Here is a 14,680-nt window from a genome sequence, read left to right as displayed (position 1 = left end):
TCACTTGAGCCTGCTCGAAGCGAGGATGGACACCAGGTGCAGCACGGTCTGCAGGAGCGCGATGCCGGCGAGCACGGCGGTGCCCAGCCGGGTGAAGAACAGGTCGCCCCTGATCTGGTCCGCGACGGCGAGGAGCAGGATCAGCAGGGACGCCTCGATGCCGAGGATCAGCCGGTGGAACTTGAGCGCCGCGGCGGCCCTGCGGGCCAGCGCCACGCCCGAGGAGCGGGGCTCGGCGGCGGACTCCTGGACCGGCGGCAGCCCGCCCTGGTGGCGGGCGACACCGACGAGGTCGGTCTCCGCCTTGATCAGGATCGCGCCGAGGGCGGCCAGCGTGCCGAGGAAGGCCCACAGCCAGTCGATCCGTCCGTCTCCCCACAGGTCCGCGGCGCGCAGGCCGAGACCGACGAGGACGGCCGCGTCGGTGAGATAGGCGCCGACGCGGTCGAGATAGACCCCGCCGAGCGAGTACTGCTTCTTCCAGCGCGCGACCTCGCCGTCGACGCAGTCGAGCAGCAGATAGAGCTGGACCATCACCACGCCCAGCACCGCGCCCGCGATCCCCGGCACCAGCAGGGCGGGGGCCGCGAGCACGCCGCAGAGGGTCATCAGGTACGTGAGCTGGTTGGGCGTGATCCTGGTGGTCACCAGGTAGCGGTCGCAGCGCAGCGAGATCTCTCGCATGTACAGGCGTCCCGCCCAGTGCTCACCGCTGCGCCGGTCCTTCACCCCCGGGGGGTGAACGACGGGGCGGAGTTCAGCTACCGATGGCCTTGGCATAGTCGGAGTAGATGTCCTTGATCTGGTGGGTGTTCAGGTCGAGATGTTCGAGGATCGTGTAGCGGCCGGGCCGGGTCTGCGGAGCGAACTCCACGACCTGGACGAACTCGTCCACGGTGAAGCCGATCTCCTCGGGCAGCACCGGCAGTCCGTGCCGGCGCAGCACCTCGGCCATGTACGCCGACTCCTCGTGAGCGCCGCGCAGATACATCGCGAAGGCCGCGCCCAGGCCGCACTGCTCGCCGTGGCTCGCGGCGCGCTTGGGGAAGAGGAGGTCGAAGGCGTGGTTGATCTCGTGGCAGGAGCCGGAGGCGGGCCGGGAGTCACCCGAGATCGACATCGCGATGCCGGTGAGGACGAGCGCCTCGGCGAGGACCTGGAGGAAGCCGTTGTCGCCGACACCCCCGGGGTGCCTGAGCACGGCCTCGCCCGCCTGGCGTGCCATGGCGGCGGCCAGTCCGTCGATCTTCTCGCCCTTGACGCGGTTGGACAGTTCCCAGTCCGCGATGGCGTTGATGTTGGAGACCGCGTCCCCGATGCCCGCCCGGACGAACCGGACCGGCGCGTCACGGATGACGTCGAGGTCGATGACCACGGCGATCGGGTTCGGCACGCCGTAGGAGCCGCGGCCCGCGTCGTTGTCGAGGGTGGCGACCGGCGAGCACAGGCCGTCGTGCGCGAGGTTGGTGGGCACCGCGACCAGCGGCAGCCCCACCCGCGCGGCGGCGAACTTGGCACAGTCGATGATCTTGCCGCCGCCCAGGCCCACGACGGCGTCGTAGTGCCCGGCCCTGATGGCGCCGGCCAGCTTGATCGCGTCGTCGAGCGTGCCGCCGCCTACCTCGTACCAGGTGGCACCGGGCAGGGCCGGGGCGATCCGGTCGCGCAGCCGGGCGCCCGAGCCGTTGCTGACCGCGATGGCCAGCTTGCCCGAGTGCGAGATGCGCTCGTCGCTGAGCACGCTCGCCAGGTCGTCCAGGGCACCGGGACGGATGTCGACGACGACCGGCGAGGGGATGAGCCTCGTCAGTACTGGCACGCGATCTCACGTCCCTTGGCGAGGTCGTCGTGGTTGTCGATCTCGACCCACTTGACCTCCCCGATCGGCGCGACGTCGATCCGGAAGCCGCGGTTGACGAGCTCCTGGTAGCCGTGCTCGTAGAACTGCTGCGGGTCGGTCTCCCACACCGTCTTCAGGGCGTCGGTCAGCTCGGCGGCGGCGGCGCCCTCGATGAGGGTCACACCGATGTACTCGCCGGTGGCCTCGGACGGCTCCATGAGCTTGGTGATCTTCTGGACGCCCTTGTCGGGGTCCACGACGACCTTCATCTCCTCGTCGGCGAGCTTCTTCACCGTGTCGAGGGCGAGGATGATCCTCTTGCCGTCGCCGCGGGCGGCGAGCAGCGTCCGCTCGACGGAGACCGGGTGCACGGTGTCGCCGTTGGCGAGGATCACGCCGTCCTTGAGGGCGTCACGTCCGCACCACAGGGAGTAGGCGTTGTTCCACTCCTCGGCCTTGTCGTTGTCGATGAGGGTGATCTTGAGGCCGTACTTCTCCTCGAGAGCGGCCTTGCGGTCGTAGACGGCTTCCTTGCGGTAGCCGACGATGATGCCGACCTCGGTCAGGCCGATCTCGGCGAAGTTGCCGAGGGTCAGGTCCAGGACCGTGATGGAGTCCTCTATGCCCGCGGGGCCAACCGGCACGAGAGCCTTGGGGAGGCTGTCGGTGTAGGGGCGCAGACGCCTTCCGGCGCCGGCCGCCAGCACGAGGCCGATCATGCGGGTTCTCCTTCATCGTGTACGGCGGGCGCCCCGGAGGACACCCAGAAGCGGATGCTCTCGACGAGCACCAGCAGTGCCACGGCCACGGCGAGTGCCGTGAGCGCGACCTTGAACTGTGCGGCGGTGAGCAGCGCGGCCAGGACGGTGACCAGCAGCGTCCTGCCTTCGTGCCCGCCGATCGCCCGCACCAGCCAGTGCGGGGGGGCTCCGGCGTCCCCGCGAATGCGGTACACCGTGTCGTAGTGATGGTAGGCGACCGCGGCCACCAGGCCGAAAGCCGCCGGAAGCGCTCCGTTCACGTCGGCGTTGACCGCCAGTGCCAGAACGGTGAGGTACTCGGCCGCGCGGAAGAACGGCGGGACCAGCCAGTCCAGGGCGCCCTTGAGGGGCCTGAGCAGGGCGGCCGGCGACAGCAGGACGTACACGACGGCGCCCAGGACGGGGAGCCAGCTCCCGTACGGGGCGAGTGCGGCGGATGTCACGACGACCGCCCCGGCGACGAAGGCGACCACGGCCGGGGCGACGCGCGGGAGGCGGCCCGCGAAGCGGGTCAGGTACTCGGCGAGCGCGCCGGAGTCGGTGAGGTCCGCCAGCGCCCGGGCGGCGCGGTCCGTGCGGCGCGCCTTGCGGGTGAGCGAGCGCAGGACCCGGCCCGCCGTGGTGTAGGTGGCCGCGAAGGCGCAGCCGACGAGCAGCGCGTAGAAGGTGATACGGGGGGTCGTCAGCGCCGTGAGGACGGCGATCATCGCCCATCGTTCGCCGATGGGCAGGACTATCATCCGGCGCACCCAGACCGTCCAGCCGACGCTGTCGAGCTTGTCCGAGAGGGCCGCGGTGGGGCTGGTGTTGGCCGTCGCGTCGTGGTTCGCCTCGTTGAAGGAGAAGTCCACGACGTGCCGGCAGGTCTGGAGGATCATCGCGCCGAGGGCGAGTGCCCACACGTCGTCGCCGCCGCGGGCCGCGCCGAGCGCGAGTCCCGCGTAGTAGGCGTACTCCTTGGCGCGGTCGAAGGTCGCGTCCAGCCAGGCGCCGAGCGTGGAGTACTGCAGGGAGTACCGGGCGAGCTGTCCGTCCGTGCAGTCCAGGACGAAGGAGAACATCAGCAGCAGACCGGCCACGACGAAGCCGGCGCGGGTGCCGGTGGCGGCGCAGCCCGCGGCGATCAGCGCGGTGATCAGCGAGGCGGTGGTGACCTGGTTCGGGGTCAGACCGCGGCGGGCGCACCAGCGGGCGATGTAGCGCGAGTACGGGCTGATGCAGTACGTGGTGAAGAAGCCGTCGCGGGCCTTGACGGCGCTGCGCAGCCGTACGGCCTCGTCGTCGACGGCCAGGACGGCCTGCCGGACGCTGTTGCGCTCCTGCGGGTCGGCGGGGACCGCGGCGACGAGGGTGCCGAGCTCCGGGCGGTGCACGGAGAGGTCGTCCGCTTCGAGTGCCTCGCCGAGGCGCTCGACGAGGTTCTCGGGGGCCACGGCGGCGTTGCCGGCGGCCACGCTCTCCCGGGTCACGGCGCGGGTCAGGGCCCGCCGGGCCTCGGGCTGCACGGAGACGGCGCCGGGAATGGCGGAGGCCGCGAAGCGGGGGTCGGTCAGGCCGAGACGCAGGGCGTGGACATGCCCGACGAAGCGGGCGTCCACGACGGCGACCCGCTGGTTCGCCGGCAGGGTGGCGAGCAGGGTCTCGGTCTCGCCCGCGTCGGACGCGGGACGCACATCGAAGCCGAGCGACCGCAGATCGCCCTCGAGCGACGATCCGGGGACCGGCTGGCCGGTGAGGATGGCGGTCGGCAGCGAACTCACTCCCTGGGTGCCGGCGCGACCTGGCGCCGGCGTGTGCGTGATGGGATGGCGCCCCCGGCATGGCGGCGGCCCCGGCGGCATGTCGGCAGAGGCTATCGGATGAACGGAAGCGGCCGTTCACCGCCTGTTCACGGCCCGATCAACCGATTTTGTCCGGCAGGCGCCGCGATCATCATCAGGGATCGCGGGCCCGGGTCACAAGCGCGGTTTCGCGGACCGGCGCATTCCCGGCATGACGTACGGAACCCGGCCTCGCCGAAACCGGGGCACCCCGGACACGGCGCCGGACCCGCATAGGGTGGTCGTCCATGACATGGCTGATCACAGGCGGGGCCGGATACATCGGGGCACACGTGGCGCGGGCGATGGCGGAGGCCGGGGAGCGCGTCGTCGCCCTCGACGACCTGTCGACCGGGACACCGAACCGGCTTCCGGAGAGCATCCCCCTCATCCAGGGGTCGTCGCTGGACGGTGATCTGCTCAAGCGGGTCCTGGCGGAGCACGGGATCACGGGTGTGGTGCACCTCGCCGCCCGCAAGCAGGTCGGCGAGTCCGTGGCCGAGCCGACGCGCTACTACCAGGAGAACGTGGGCGGCCTCGCGACGCTTCTGAACGCGGTGGCCGGGGCGGGCGTCGAGCGGTTCGTGTTCTCCTCCTCTGCGGCCGTCTACGGCAACCCCGATGCGGACCTCATCACGGAAAGCACCCCCTGCGCCCCGATGAGCCCCTACGGCGAGACGAAGCTCGCGGGCGAGTGGCTGGTGCGTGCGGCGGGCCGGGCGCACGGTATCGCCACGGTGTGCCTGCGCTACTTCAACGTGGCGGGCGCGGGCGCGCCGGAGCTCGCCGACACCGGGATCTTCAACATCGTCCCGATGCTGTTCGACCGCCTCACCCGCGGCGAGGCCCCGCGGATCTTCGGCGACGACTACCCGACGCCGGACGGCACCTGCGTACGCGACTACATCCATGTCGCCGACCTCGCCGAGGCGCATCTCGCGGCGGCCCGGCGGCTGACGGACGGGGCGAGCGGTGATCTGACGGTGAACATCGGCCGGGGCGAGGGTGTCTCCGTACGGGAGCTCGTGGCGCTCGTCGCCGAGGTCACCGGGAACCCCGTGCGGCCCCTCGTCGAACCGCGCCGCCCCGGCGACGCCCCCCGCGCGGTCGCCTCGGCCGCCCTGGCCGCCGAGGAGCTGGGCTGGGGCGCGCGGCGCGAAGTGCGCGAGATGGTGGAGTCGGCCTGGCGGGGCTGGCTGCTGCACCACCCGGAGACCACCGGCGCATGACCGCGTCAACGCTCTGACCTGCGGATCGTTTCCGCAGGTCAGAGCATATGACAACGGTGTTCAGTGCCGCGTTGCCCGATACCCCCCGCCCGTAGTTGACTGTCACGACCGAGCGGAAAACAGGAGGCGGCTTCCATGGGGGCTGGGCACGACCACGGGCACGCGCACGGCGCTCCCCGGTCCGGTACGGCGACGGCCGCGTACCGCGGGAGGCTGCGTATCGCGCTGGCGATCACCCTCACCGTCATGGTCGTCGAGATCTTCGGCGGTGTCCTCGCCGATTCGCTCGCGCTCGTCGCGGACGCGGCGCACATGGCGACGGACGCGCTGGGTCTTGGCATGGCCCTGCTCGCGATCCACTTCGCGGCCCGCCCGCCGAGCGAGAAACGCACGTTCGGCTACGCGCGGGCCGAGATCCTCGCCGCGCTCGCCAACTGTCTGCTGCTGCTCGTCGTCGGCGGCTATGTGCTCGTCGAGGCGGTCCAGCGCTTCATCACGCCCGCGGACACCCGCGGCGGACTGACGATCGCGTTCGGCGTGTTCGGCCTGGTCGCCAACATGGTCTCGCTGACGCTGCTGATGCGCGGGCAGAAGGACAGCCTGAACGTACGGGGTGCCTTCCTGGAGGTCGCGGCGGACGCACTGGGCTCGGTGGCGGTCATCCTCGCCGCCGTGGTGATCATGACCACCGGCTGGCAGGCGGCGGACCCGATCGCCTCGATCGCCATCGCCCTGATGATCGTCCCGCGCACCTGGAAGCTGCTCCAGGAGACGCTCGACGTGCTCCTGGAGGCGGCGCCCAAGGGGGTCGACATGGCGGACGTACGGGCCCACATCCTGGCCCTCGACGGTGTCGAGGACATCCACGACCTGCACGCCTGGACCATCACCTCCGGCATGCCGGTGCTCTCCGCGCACGTGGTCGTCAGCTCCGACGTCCTGAACGCGATCGGCCACGAGAAGGTGCTGCACGAGCTCCAGGGCTGTCTGGGTGTCCACTTCGATGTCGAGCACTGCACGTTCCAGCTGGAGCCGAGCGGCCACGCCGAGCACGAGGCGAAGCTCTGCCACTGACGCGCGGCCGGCCCAGCGGCGCCCGTCGCGGGACAGGGGGCGGGCACCGGGACATCCGCGGGCGGCGCCCGACGGGCACGGCCCGCACGGCCCGCGTGGCCGGGCGTCGAAGGAGGCGCCCGTCCGAACATCCGACGGCTCTCGTCCTCGACGATTCCGTGCCGGTGGCACCGGGCACGATCAGGTGTCCGGCGGCATTCGGCGTCCGACCGCCGGGACCGCGTCTCCCGCCGGGGGACCCCGGGGCGGGACATGCGGAGAGTCGCGAAGTGCCGGGAGTGCCGGTTTCGTACGGCAGACTTGGTGCTGGAAAACCGATGCGAAGGATGGGTATGCCGATCACACCTGCCACCGCGACGCACAGTTCGTCGAACGGCACCGCTGAAGCGATCCTGCTGGAGCTGGTCGACGAGGACGGCAACACGATCGGTACGGCGGAGAAGCTCGCGGCCCATCAGGCCCCGGGACAGCTGCACCGGGCCTTCTCGGTGTTCCTCTTCGACGAACAGGGCCGGCTGCTGCTCCAGCAGCGCGCGCTCGGCAAGTACCACTCCCCCGGCGTCTGGTCGAACACCTGCTGCGGCCACCCCTACCCGGGCGAGGCACCCTTCGCGGCGGCGGCCCGGCGGACGTACGAGGAGCTCGGGGTGTCACCGACGCTGCTGGCCGAGGCGGGCACGGTCCGCTACAACCACCCGGACCCGGACTCGGGCCTGGTGGAGCAGGAGTACAACCATCTGTTCGTCGGAATGGTGCAGTCGGCGCCGCGGCCCGACCCGGAGGAGGTCGGTTCGACGGCCTTCGTGACCGCCGTCGAGCTGACGGAGCGGCACGCGAAGGACCCCTTCTCGGCGTGGTTCATGACGGTGCTGGACGCGGCCCGTCCGGCGATGCGGGAGCTGACGGGTCCGTCCGCGGGCTGGTAGCCGGTCCGCCGGACGCTCAGACGCCCGGAGCGAGCGGCAGGGCGGCCCAGATCACCTTGCCGCCGCCCGCGGTGTACTCGACGTCACACCCTCCGCCGTACTCCCTGGTCACCTCGCGCACCAGCAGCAGGCCCCGGCCTCCGGTCTGGCCGTGGTCGGCCTCCAGAGCGGTCGGACGGTAGGGGTGGTCGTCCTCGACGGACACCCGCACCCAGTCGGCGCCGACCGCGACCTCCACCGCGAGCATCGGCGACAGAAGTGCCGCGTGCTTGACGGCGTTCGTGACCAGTTCGGAGACGATCAACAGCAGTCCCTGAACGACATCGTCCGAGACCGGCACCCCCTGGCGGGCCAGCAGATCGCGGACGGCGTGCCGCGCCTGCGGCACCGAGGCGTCGACTGCGGCGGCGGTGAACCGCCACACCCCCTCGTACGGCAGCGGTCCGGGCGATCTGACGTCGGGAGTCGCAACTCCGCCTTCGGGGCTAGGGTCGGACCCCCGCCCGAGGTTGTCCATCGTCCGGTCGCCACCCTTGCGCTCGATTGTCACCACACGTCGAGTGTTGGTAATGCGCCGGTCCGTACCGGTTGACTGAACAGAAGTCAGCAGTTATCGCCGATTCTTGATCGTAAATGCAAGACAAAGCCAGTTCTATGACAACTCTTGTCGCTTTTGTGCCGCCTTTCGAAACTCTTCGGGTTGTACGGGTTTGTCCTGGGACTGACACGATTCGTTCCCCGCGGCTCCGTCGCCCGCACGGCGGTCCGCGACCATGATCGGAGTGCGGTCGGCCGCTCCGGATAGCATCCGGCGTATGGAGCCGCAGCTGTTGCACCACGTCGGCGACGGGGTCGCCACCGTCGTCATCCACCACCCCGCCAAGCGGAACGCCATGACGACACCGATGTGGCGGGCGCTGCCGCCGCTGCTGGACACGCTGAGCACGCGCGCCGACGTGCACGCGCTCGTACTCACCGGCGAGGGCGGCACCTTCTGCGCCGGGGCGGACATCTCGGCACTGCGGGAGTCGCCGGACGAGGCTCAGGGCCTCGCCGTCCTCGCCGAGGAGGCGCTCGCCGCCTTCCCGAAGCCGACTCTGGCCGCGATCCGCGGCTACTGCGTGGGCGGCGGGTCCCAGCTCGCGGCCGCCTGCGATCTGCGGTTCGCGCAGGAGGGCTCGCTGTTCGGGGTGACTCCGGCGAAGCTCGGCATCGTCTATCCGGCGTCCTCCACACGGAGACTGGCGGCCCTGGTGGGGCCCTCCGCCGCCAAGTACCTGCTCTTCTCGGGCGAGTTGATCGACACCGAGCGCGCGCTGCGCACCGGTCTCGTGGACGAGGTGCTGCCCGAGGGCGAACTCGACAAGCGGGTCGCGGAGTTCACCCGCGTCCTGGCCGCGCGCTCCCTCATGACCCAGGCGGCCGCCAAGGAGTTCGTGAACGGGCGCACGGACCGTGACGCCCACTGGACGCGGCAGGCGCGCGCCGGCGGCGACACCGCGGAGGGGGTCGCCGCCTTCCTCGAACGCAGGCAGCCGCACTTCACGTGGGCTCCCTGAGGGCTCGCCGTGCTCCTTGGGCAGCGCCTCGGGCGGTAGCGGGAGTCCCCGCGGCTACGTCAGGAGGAAACGGCTCTTGCTCCGGAACTCCTCGACGAGGTGCGCGGGCGCCTTGTCCGGGGACCCGGCGTCGTAGGGCGGCTGCGGGTCGTACTCGGTCAGCAGCTGGACGGCCTGGGCGTGTTCGTCCCCGGCGATGCGGCCGAGCAGGGTGAGGCCCATGTCGATGCCGGAGGAGACTCCGGCCGCGGTCACGTACTTGCCGTCGAACACGACCCGCTCCCCCGTCGACTCGGCGCCGAACCGCTCAAGTTGGTCGAGGGCCAGCCAGTGGGAGGTGGCCCGGCGGCCCTCCAGGAGCCCCGCCGCGGCGAGCAGCAGGGACCCGGTGCACACCGAGGTCGTCCAAAGGCTCGTGGCGTCGGCCGCCCGCAGCCAGTCGAGCAGGACCTGGTTGTCCATCTGGGCACTCTGGCCGGGCCCTCCCGGTACGACCACGATGTCCGGGTGCGGAACCTCCGCGAGGCTCTTGTCCGCGGTCAGCGCGAGCCGTCCGGTGTCGGAACGGACCGGGCCGGGGCGCTCGGCGACGAACACGGTGTCCGCTTCCGGCAGCCGGCCGAGCGTCTCGTACGGGCCCACGGCGTCCAGGGCGGTGAAGCGGTCGAAGAGGACGATGGCGATCTGCATCGGGGTCCTTTCGGTGAAGGGGTGTACTGCGGGGTGCGTGGGGTGCCGGCGGCATCAGGGAGCCGCCGGCACACACGGGGAGCTGAGGTGCGTGCCGCGGGTTCGCGGGGTGCGAACGGGGTCAGGGAGGCGCCCGGACATGGGGCGCGGCGAGGAGCGGGGCAGGGCCCGGGGAACGGGGCGGGGCGTACCCGAGGGCAGGGTGTCGGCCCGCGCCGGGTGGCGGGGGCGTCAGCCGGTGGGAGCCGGCCGGAAGCGGCGCCGGTACTCGGCGGGTGCCGAGCCGAGGATCTTCACGAAGGCGCGGCGCATGGCTTCGGAAGTGCCGTAGCCGCAGGCCCGGGAGACCTCCTCGATGCCGTCCGTGGTGTCCTCCAGGAGACGGCGGGCGTGTTCGAGCCGTACCCGCTCGACGTAGCGGCCGGGCGTCGTGCCCGTCTCGGCCTGGAAGGCGCGGGCGAAATGGCGGGGCGAGAGACGGGCGCGGACCGCGAGCGACTCGACGCTCAGGTCGTCGCCCGGATGCTCGGAGATCCAGTGCTGGACCTCGCGCAGCGGTTCGCGGCGCGCCGTCTGGGCGGCGAGCTGGGCGCTGAACTGGGCCTGGTTGCCCGGCCGCCGGAGGAAGACGACGAGATGGCGGGCGACGGTGAGGGCGGCGTCACGGTCCAGGTCCTCCTCCACGAGGGCGAGGGCCAGGTCGATGCCGGAGGTGACACCCGCCGAGGTGGACACGTTCCCGTCGCGTACGTAGATGGGGTCGGGATCGACCGTGACCGCCGGGTGGTCGCGGGCGAGGCTGTCGCAGTAGGCCCAGTGGGTCGTCGCCCGACGGCCGTCGAGCAGGCCCGCCGCCGCGAGCAGGGCGGCGCCCGTGCACACCGAGACCAGGCGCTCGGCGCGCGGGCCGTGGGCGCTCAGCCAGCCGGTCAGACGGGGATCCGGACGTCTGGTTCCGCTGCCGCCGGGAACCAGCAGGGTGTGCGGGGCCGCCGCGTCGGCGAGCGCCTGGTCCGGGACCAGGACGAGGCCGCTGGAGGAGCGGACCGGGGAGCCGTCCAGGGAGGCCGTACGGATGCGGTACGAGCCGCCGCGGAAGGTCTCGGCGCCCGCGAACACCTCCAGGGGGCCGGTGACATCGAGGCTCTGCACGCCGTCGAAAAGGACGATCAGGACCGTTCGCATGTCCCGATTCTCGACCGGTGGGCCCATGGCCGCAATGACGAAGGTCCCACCTTTCCTGCCATCGCGGGTCCAGGAGTTCCCGGCATACCAACCAGTCGGTAATCTGCGCGGTATGACCCCTCCACTGCCGGAGCGCGCCGGCCGGCGCTGCCACAACGTCCTCAACCCGCTGCACTCGACGCACTACTTCTCGCCCGATCTGGGCCGTGAGCTGGCCGCGGTCGGCGTCGAGAACGAGCGGACCGCGTACTTCGCGGTGCGGGCCGCCGCGATGGGCGCGGTCGGCGCGGGCACGGTGACGGCCACGTTCTTCAACTTCCGGCACGAACTCGTCGCCGGACATGTGCCCGCGGTATGGCGGGCCGCCTCGCCGGAGACGGTGCTCGCGGCACGTCTGCGCGCCGTGGACGCGACGCTCAGGCGGCTGCTCGGCGAGGACGTCATCGCGTCCGAGGAGGTGGCCGAGGCGGCGAAGCTCGCCCTGCGCGCGGCCGAGGCCTGCACCCGCGCCTTCCGCCCGCTGTACGCCGCTCACGCGGACCTGCCCGTGCCCGAGGCGCCGCACCTGGCGCTCTGGCACGCGGCCACCCTGCTGCGCGAGCACCGGGGCGACGGTCACCTCGCGGCGCTGCTCGACGCGGAGCTCGACCCGGTGGAGGCCCTGGTGAGCCACACCGCGACCGGCAAGGGCATGGCACCCCGGTGGGTGCTGGGCACACGCGGCTGGTCCCGGCAGGACTGGGAGGCGGCGTCGGGGCGGCTGCGGGAGCGCGGGCTGCTCGACGCGGAAGGCGAGCTGACGCCGGCCGGTGCGGAGCTGCGCCGGGACATCGAGGCCCGGACGGACCGCCTCGACCGGGCTCCCTACGAGCACCTGGGCGCCGCCGGAGTCGAACGGCTCACCGAGATCGCGAAGGGTCTGCTGATGACCGCCTTCGCCGCCGGCGCGTTCCCGGAGGGAATGACCGGCAAGGGCTGAGGGGCCGGGCCGGAGCGGGTGCGCCGGGCGCGGACCGGGTCCGGACGCGGCGCGCGGTCCCCCGAGCGCCGCCCTGAGCCCCCGATGTCGGTGTCACCTGCCACAATTGCCGCGCAACCTCAGTGGAGAAGGCGGTACGGGATCGTGACGACACCCCTCGTAGGGTCCATCGAAGGCAGGATCGCCGAAGAACTCGGCGTACGGGAGCGGCAGGTCAAGGCCGCCGTCGACTTGCTCGACGGCGGTTCGACGGTGCCCTTCATCGCCCGCTACCGCAAGGAAGCGACCGAGATGCTCGACGATGCGCAGCTGCGCACCCTCGAGGAGCGGCTGCGCTATCTGCGGGAGCTGGAGGACCGGCGGGCCGCGATCCTCGACTCGGTACGCGAGCAGGGCAAGCTCAGCGCCGAGCTGGAGGCGCAGATCAGGGCCGCCGAGACCAAGGCGCGTCTCGAGGACATCTATCTGCCGTTCAAGCCCAAGCGGCGCACCAAGGCGCAGATCGCGCGCGAGGCGGGTCTCGAGCCGCTGGCCGAGGGCCTGCTCGGCGACCCGTCGGTCGACCCGTTCGCCGCGGCGGCGGCGTTCGTCGACGCCGACAAGGGCGTCGCCGACCCTCAGGCCGCCCTGGACGGCGCCCGGGCGATCCTCACCGAGCGGTTCTCCGAGGACGCCGACCTGATCGGCGAGCTGCGCGAGCGCATGTGGGTGCGCGGGCGGCTCGCCGCCAAGGTGCGCGAGGGCAAGGAGGAGGCGGGCGCCAAGTTCGCCGACTACTTCGACTTCGCCGAGCCCTTCAAGGCGCTGCCCTCGCACCGGATCCTCGCCATGCTGCGCGGCGAGAAGGAGGACGTCCTCGACCTCGTCCTGGAGCCGGAGGAGCCTACCGAGGGACCTTCCTCGTACGAGGGGATCGTCGCCCACCGCTTCGGGATCGCCGACCGCGGCCGTCCCGGCGACAAGTGGCTGACGGACACCGCCCGCTGGGCCTGGCGCACGCGCATCCTCGTGCACCTCGGCATCGACATGCGCCTGCGGCTGCGCACCGCCGCCGAGGACGAGGCGGTGAACGTCTTCGCGGCGAACCTGCGGGACCTGCTGCTCGCCGCCCCGGCGGGCACACGCTCGACGCTGGGCCTGGACCCCGGTTTCCGTACGGGCGTGAAGGTCGCCGTCGTCGACGCGACCGGCAAGGTCGTCGCCACGGATGTGATCTACCCGCACGTCCCGGCCAACAAGTGGGACGAGGCCATCGCCAAGCTCGCCCGGCTCTCCAAGGAGCACGCGGTCGACCTGATCGCGATCGGCAACGGCACGGCCTCGCGCGAGACCGACAAACTCGCCGGTGAGCTGATCACGAAGCACCCGGAGCTGAAGCTCACCAAGGTCATGGTGTCCGAGGCGGGCGCGTCGGTGTACTCCGCGTCCGCGTTCGCCTCGCAGGAGCTGCCCGACATGGACGTGTCGCTGCGCGGCGCCGTCTCCATCGCGCGCCGGCTCCAGGACCCGCTGGCCGAGCTGGTGAAGATCGACCCGAAGTCCATCGGCGTCGGGCAGTACCAGCACGACCTGTCCGAGGTGAAGCTGTCCCGCTCGCTGGACGCGGTGGTCGAGGACTGTGTGAACGGCGTGGGCGTGGACGTGAACACCGCTTCCGCCCCGCTGCTGGCCCGGGTCTCCGGCATCACCTCCGGCCTCGCGGAGAACATCGTGGCGCACCGCGACGCCAACGGCCCCTTCACCTCCCGTACGGCCCTCAAGGGCGTGGCCCGGCTCGGTCCCAAGGCCTACGAGCAGTGCGCGGGCTTCCTGCGGATCCGGGGCGGGAGCGACCCGCTGGACGCGTCCAGCGTGCACCCCGAGGCGTACCCCGTGGTGCGGCGGATGGTGAAGACGGTGGGCAGCGAGGTCGCGTCCCTGGTCGGCAACACGGGTGTGCTGCGCTCGCTGCGGCCGGCCGACTTCGTCGACGAGAAGTTCGGTCTGCCGACCGTCACGGACATCCTGAAGGAGCTGGAGAAGCCGGGACGCGACCCGCGGCCCGCCTTCAAGACGGCCACCTTCAAGGACGGCGTGGAGAAGATCTCCGACCTGTCCTCCGGGATGGTCCTGGAGGGGGTCGTCACGAACGTCGCGGCCTTCGGGGCGTTCATCGACATCGGCGTCCACCAGGACGGCCTGGCGCACGTCTCCGCGCTGTCGAAGACCTTCGTCAAGGACCCGCGGGACGTCGTGAAGCCCGGCGACATCGTCAAGGTGAAGGTCCTGGACATCGACATCCCGCGCAAGCGGATCTCGCTGACGCTCCGGCTGGACGACGAGGCGGCGGCTCCGGAGGCCGAGGGCGGCGGCGGCCGGTCCCAGCGGGGCGGACGGCCGCCCCAGCAGCGCGGCCAGCAGCCGCGTGGTCAGCAGCAGCGCCAGGGCCGCGGCGGCGGTGCGGGCGGCGGTGCCGGGGGCGGCTCCCGGCAGGCTCCGCCGCCGGCGAACAGCGCCATGGCCGACGCCCTGCGGCGCGCGGGCCTGACCGGCCCCGAGCGGGGACGGAGCTGACACACGGAAGGGGGCGGCCACCGTTCGGTGGCCGCCCCCTTCCGCTTTCCGGCCCGAGGGCTCA

Annotated in this window: 13 protein-coding genes; 6 read left to right on the top strand and 7 right to left on the bottom strand. The window is 71.8% G+C overall.

Features of this window, described 5'->3' with window-relative positions; all coding sequences use genetic code 11:
• From OG485_RS36190 to OG485_RS36175, 4 genes are read right to left on the bottom strand one after another with little or no spacing between them, the layout of a single operon-like run.
• The gene (locus tag OG485_RS36190) at positions 1-780 is read right to left on the bottom strand and encodes a CDP-alcohol phosphatidyltransferase family protein (protein ID WP_328672753.1); all 780 of its coding nucleotides are present in this window, start codon (positions 778-780) and stop codon (positions 1-3) included.
• Positions 758-1,819, bottom strand: a complete 1,062-nt coding sequence (locus OG485_RS36185) for an iron-containing alcohol dehydrogenase family protein (protein ID WP_328672752.1) — start codon at positions 1,817-1,819, stop codon at positions 758-760. The genes OG485_RS36190 and OG485_RS36185 overlap by 23 nt, the downstream gene beginning before the upstream one ends.
• Positions 1,807-2,559 (bottom strand): phosphocholine cytidylyltransferase family protein, encoded by a 753-nt coding sequence (locus tag OG485_RS36180; protein ID WP_328672751.1) that lies wholly within the window; start codon positions 2,557-2,559, stop codon positions 1,807-1,809. Before OG485_RS36180 ends, OG485_RS36185 begins: the two co-directional genes overlap by 13 nt.
• A complete protein-coding gene (locus OG485_RS36175; protein WP_328674784.1) occupies positions 2,556-4,352 on the bottom strand; it encodes a DUF5941 domain-containing protein in 1,797 nt (598 codons plus the stop codon). Before OG485_RS36175 ends, OG485_RS36180 begins: the two co-directional genes overlap by 4 nt.
• 317 nt (positions 4,353-4,669) lie before the next feature.
• Here OG485_RS36175 and galE point away from each other — a divergent pair, with 317 nt between their 5' ends.
• The 3 genes from galE (at position 4,670) to idi (ending at position 7,650) form a co-directional block, all read left to right on the top strand.
• Positions 4,670-5,650, top strand: coding sequence for a UDP-glucose 4-epimerase GalE (gene galE, locus OG485_RS36170; protein WP_328672750.1), 981 nt, complete (start codon positions 4,670-4,672; stop codon positions 5,648-5,650).
• A gap of 135 nt (positions 5,651-5,785) precedes the next feature.
• Entirely contained in the window at positions 5,786-6,724 is a 939-nt protein-coding gene (locus OG485_RS36165; RefSeq protein WP_328672749.1) for a cation diffusion facilitator family transporter, read from the top strand.
• A gap of 332 nt (positions 6,725-7,056) precedes the next feature.
• A complete protein-coding gene (gene idi, locus OG485_RS36160; protein WP_328672748.1) occupies positions 7,057-7,650 on the top strand; it encodes an isopentenyl-diphosphate Delta-isomerase in 594 nt (197 codons plus the stop codon).
• Between the two features lie 16 nt (positions 7,651-7,666).
• Here the strand turns inward: idi and OG485_RS36155 are convergent, their stop codons facing one another.
• Positions 7,667-8,167 (bottom strand): ATP-binding protein, encoded by a 501-nt coding sequence (locus OG485_RS36155; RefSeq protein ID WP_328674783.1) that lies wholly within the window; start codon positions 8,165-8,167, stop codon positions 7,667-7,669.
• Positions 8,168-8,465: 298 nt separating this feature from the next.
• Here OG485_RS36155 and OG485_RS36150 point away from each other — a divergent pair, with 298 nt between their 5' ends.
• Positions 8,466-9,209 (top strand): enoyl-CoA hydratase/isomerase family protein, encoded by a 744-nt coding sequence (locus tag OG485_RS36150; protein ID WP_328672747.1) that lies wholly within the window; start codon positions 8,466-8,468, stop codon positions 9,207-9,209.
• A gap of 54 nt (positions 9,210-9,263) precedes the next feature.
• Here the strand turns inward: OG485_RS36150 and OG485_RS36145 are convergent, their stop codons facing one another.
• Positions 9,264-9,899, bottom strand: a complete 636-nt coding sequence (locus OG485_RS36145) for a DJ-1/PfpI family protein (protein ID WP_328672746.1) — start codon at positions 9,897-9,899, stop codon at positions 9,264-9,266.
• Positions 9,900-10,130: 231 nt separating this feature from the next.
• Entirely contained in the window at positions 10,131-11,084 is a 954-nt protein-coding gene (locus OG485_RS36140) for a GlxA family transcriptional regulator (protein ID WP_328672745.1), read from the bottom strand.
• A gap of 112 nt (positions 11,085-11,196) precedes the next feature.
• Here OG485_RS36140 and OG485_RS36135 point away from each other — a divergent pair, with 112 nt between their 5' ends.
• A complete protein-coding gene (locus OG485_RS36135) occupies positions 11,197-12,063 on the top strand; it encodes an SCO6745 family protein (protein ID WP_328672744.1) in 867 nt (288 codons plus the stop codon).
• A 144-nt stretch (positions 12,064-12,207) separates the two neighbouring features.
• Positions 12,208-14,616 carry a Tex family protein gene (locus OG485_RS36130; RefSeq protein WP_328672743.1) on the top strand — a complete coding sequence of 803 codons (2,409 nt, stop codon included), beginning with the start codon at positions 12,208-12,210 and terminating at the stop codon, positions 14,614-14,616.
• Positions 14,617-14,680: the final 64 nt, after the last annotated feature.

Source organism: Streptomyces sp. NBC_00328, assembly GCF_036139655.1.
Lineage (GTDB): Bacteria > Actinomycetota > Actinomycetes > Streptomycetales > Streptomycetaceae > Streptomyces.
Note: the sequence above shows the minus strand (reverse complement) of the source record. Positions and strands in the feature narration are given on the sequence as shown.

Coding starts and splice junctions, on each gene's coding strand:
- OG485_RS36150 (WP_328672747.1), top strand. CDS start 8,466: ATGGAGCCGCAGCTGTTGCACCACGTCGGCGACGGGGTCGCCACCGTC.
- OG485_RS36165 (WP_328672749.1), top strand. CDS start 5,786: ATGGGGGCTGGGCACGACCACGGGCACGCGCACGGCGCTCCCCGGTCC.
- galE (WP_328672750.1), top strand. CDS start 4,670: ATGACATGGCTGATCACAGGCGGGGCCGGATACATCGGGGCACACGTG.
- OG485_RS36145 (WP_328672746.1), bottom strand. CDS start 9,899: ATGCAGATCGCCATCGTCCTCTTCGACCGCTTCACCGCCCTGGACGCC.
- OG485_RS36135 (WP_328672744.1), top strand. CDS start 11,197: ATGACCCCTCCACTGCCGGAGCGCGCCGGCCGGCGCTGCCACAACGTC.
- OG485_RS36155 (WP_328674783.1), bottom strand. CDS start 8,167: ATGGACAACCTCGGGCGGGGGTCCGACCCTAGCCCCGAAGGCGGAGTT.
- idi (WP_328672748.1), top strand. CDS start 7,057: ATGCCGATCACACCTGCCACCGCGACGCACAGTTCGTCGAACGGCACC.
- OG485_RS36140 (WP_328672745.1), bottom strand. CDS start 11,084: ATGCGAACGGTCCTGATCGTCCTTTTCGACGGCGTGCAGAGCCTCGAT.
- OG485_RS36180 (WP_328672751.1), bottom strand. CDS start 2,559: ATGATCGGCCTCGTGCTGGCGGCCGGCGCCGGAAGGCGTCTGCGCCCC.
- OG485_RS36190 (WP_328672753.1), bottom strand. CDS start 780: ATGCCAAGGCCATCGGTAGCTGAACTCCGCCCCGTCGTTCACCCCCCG.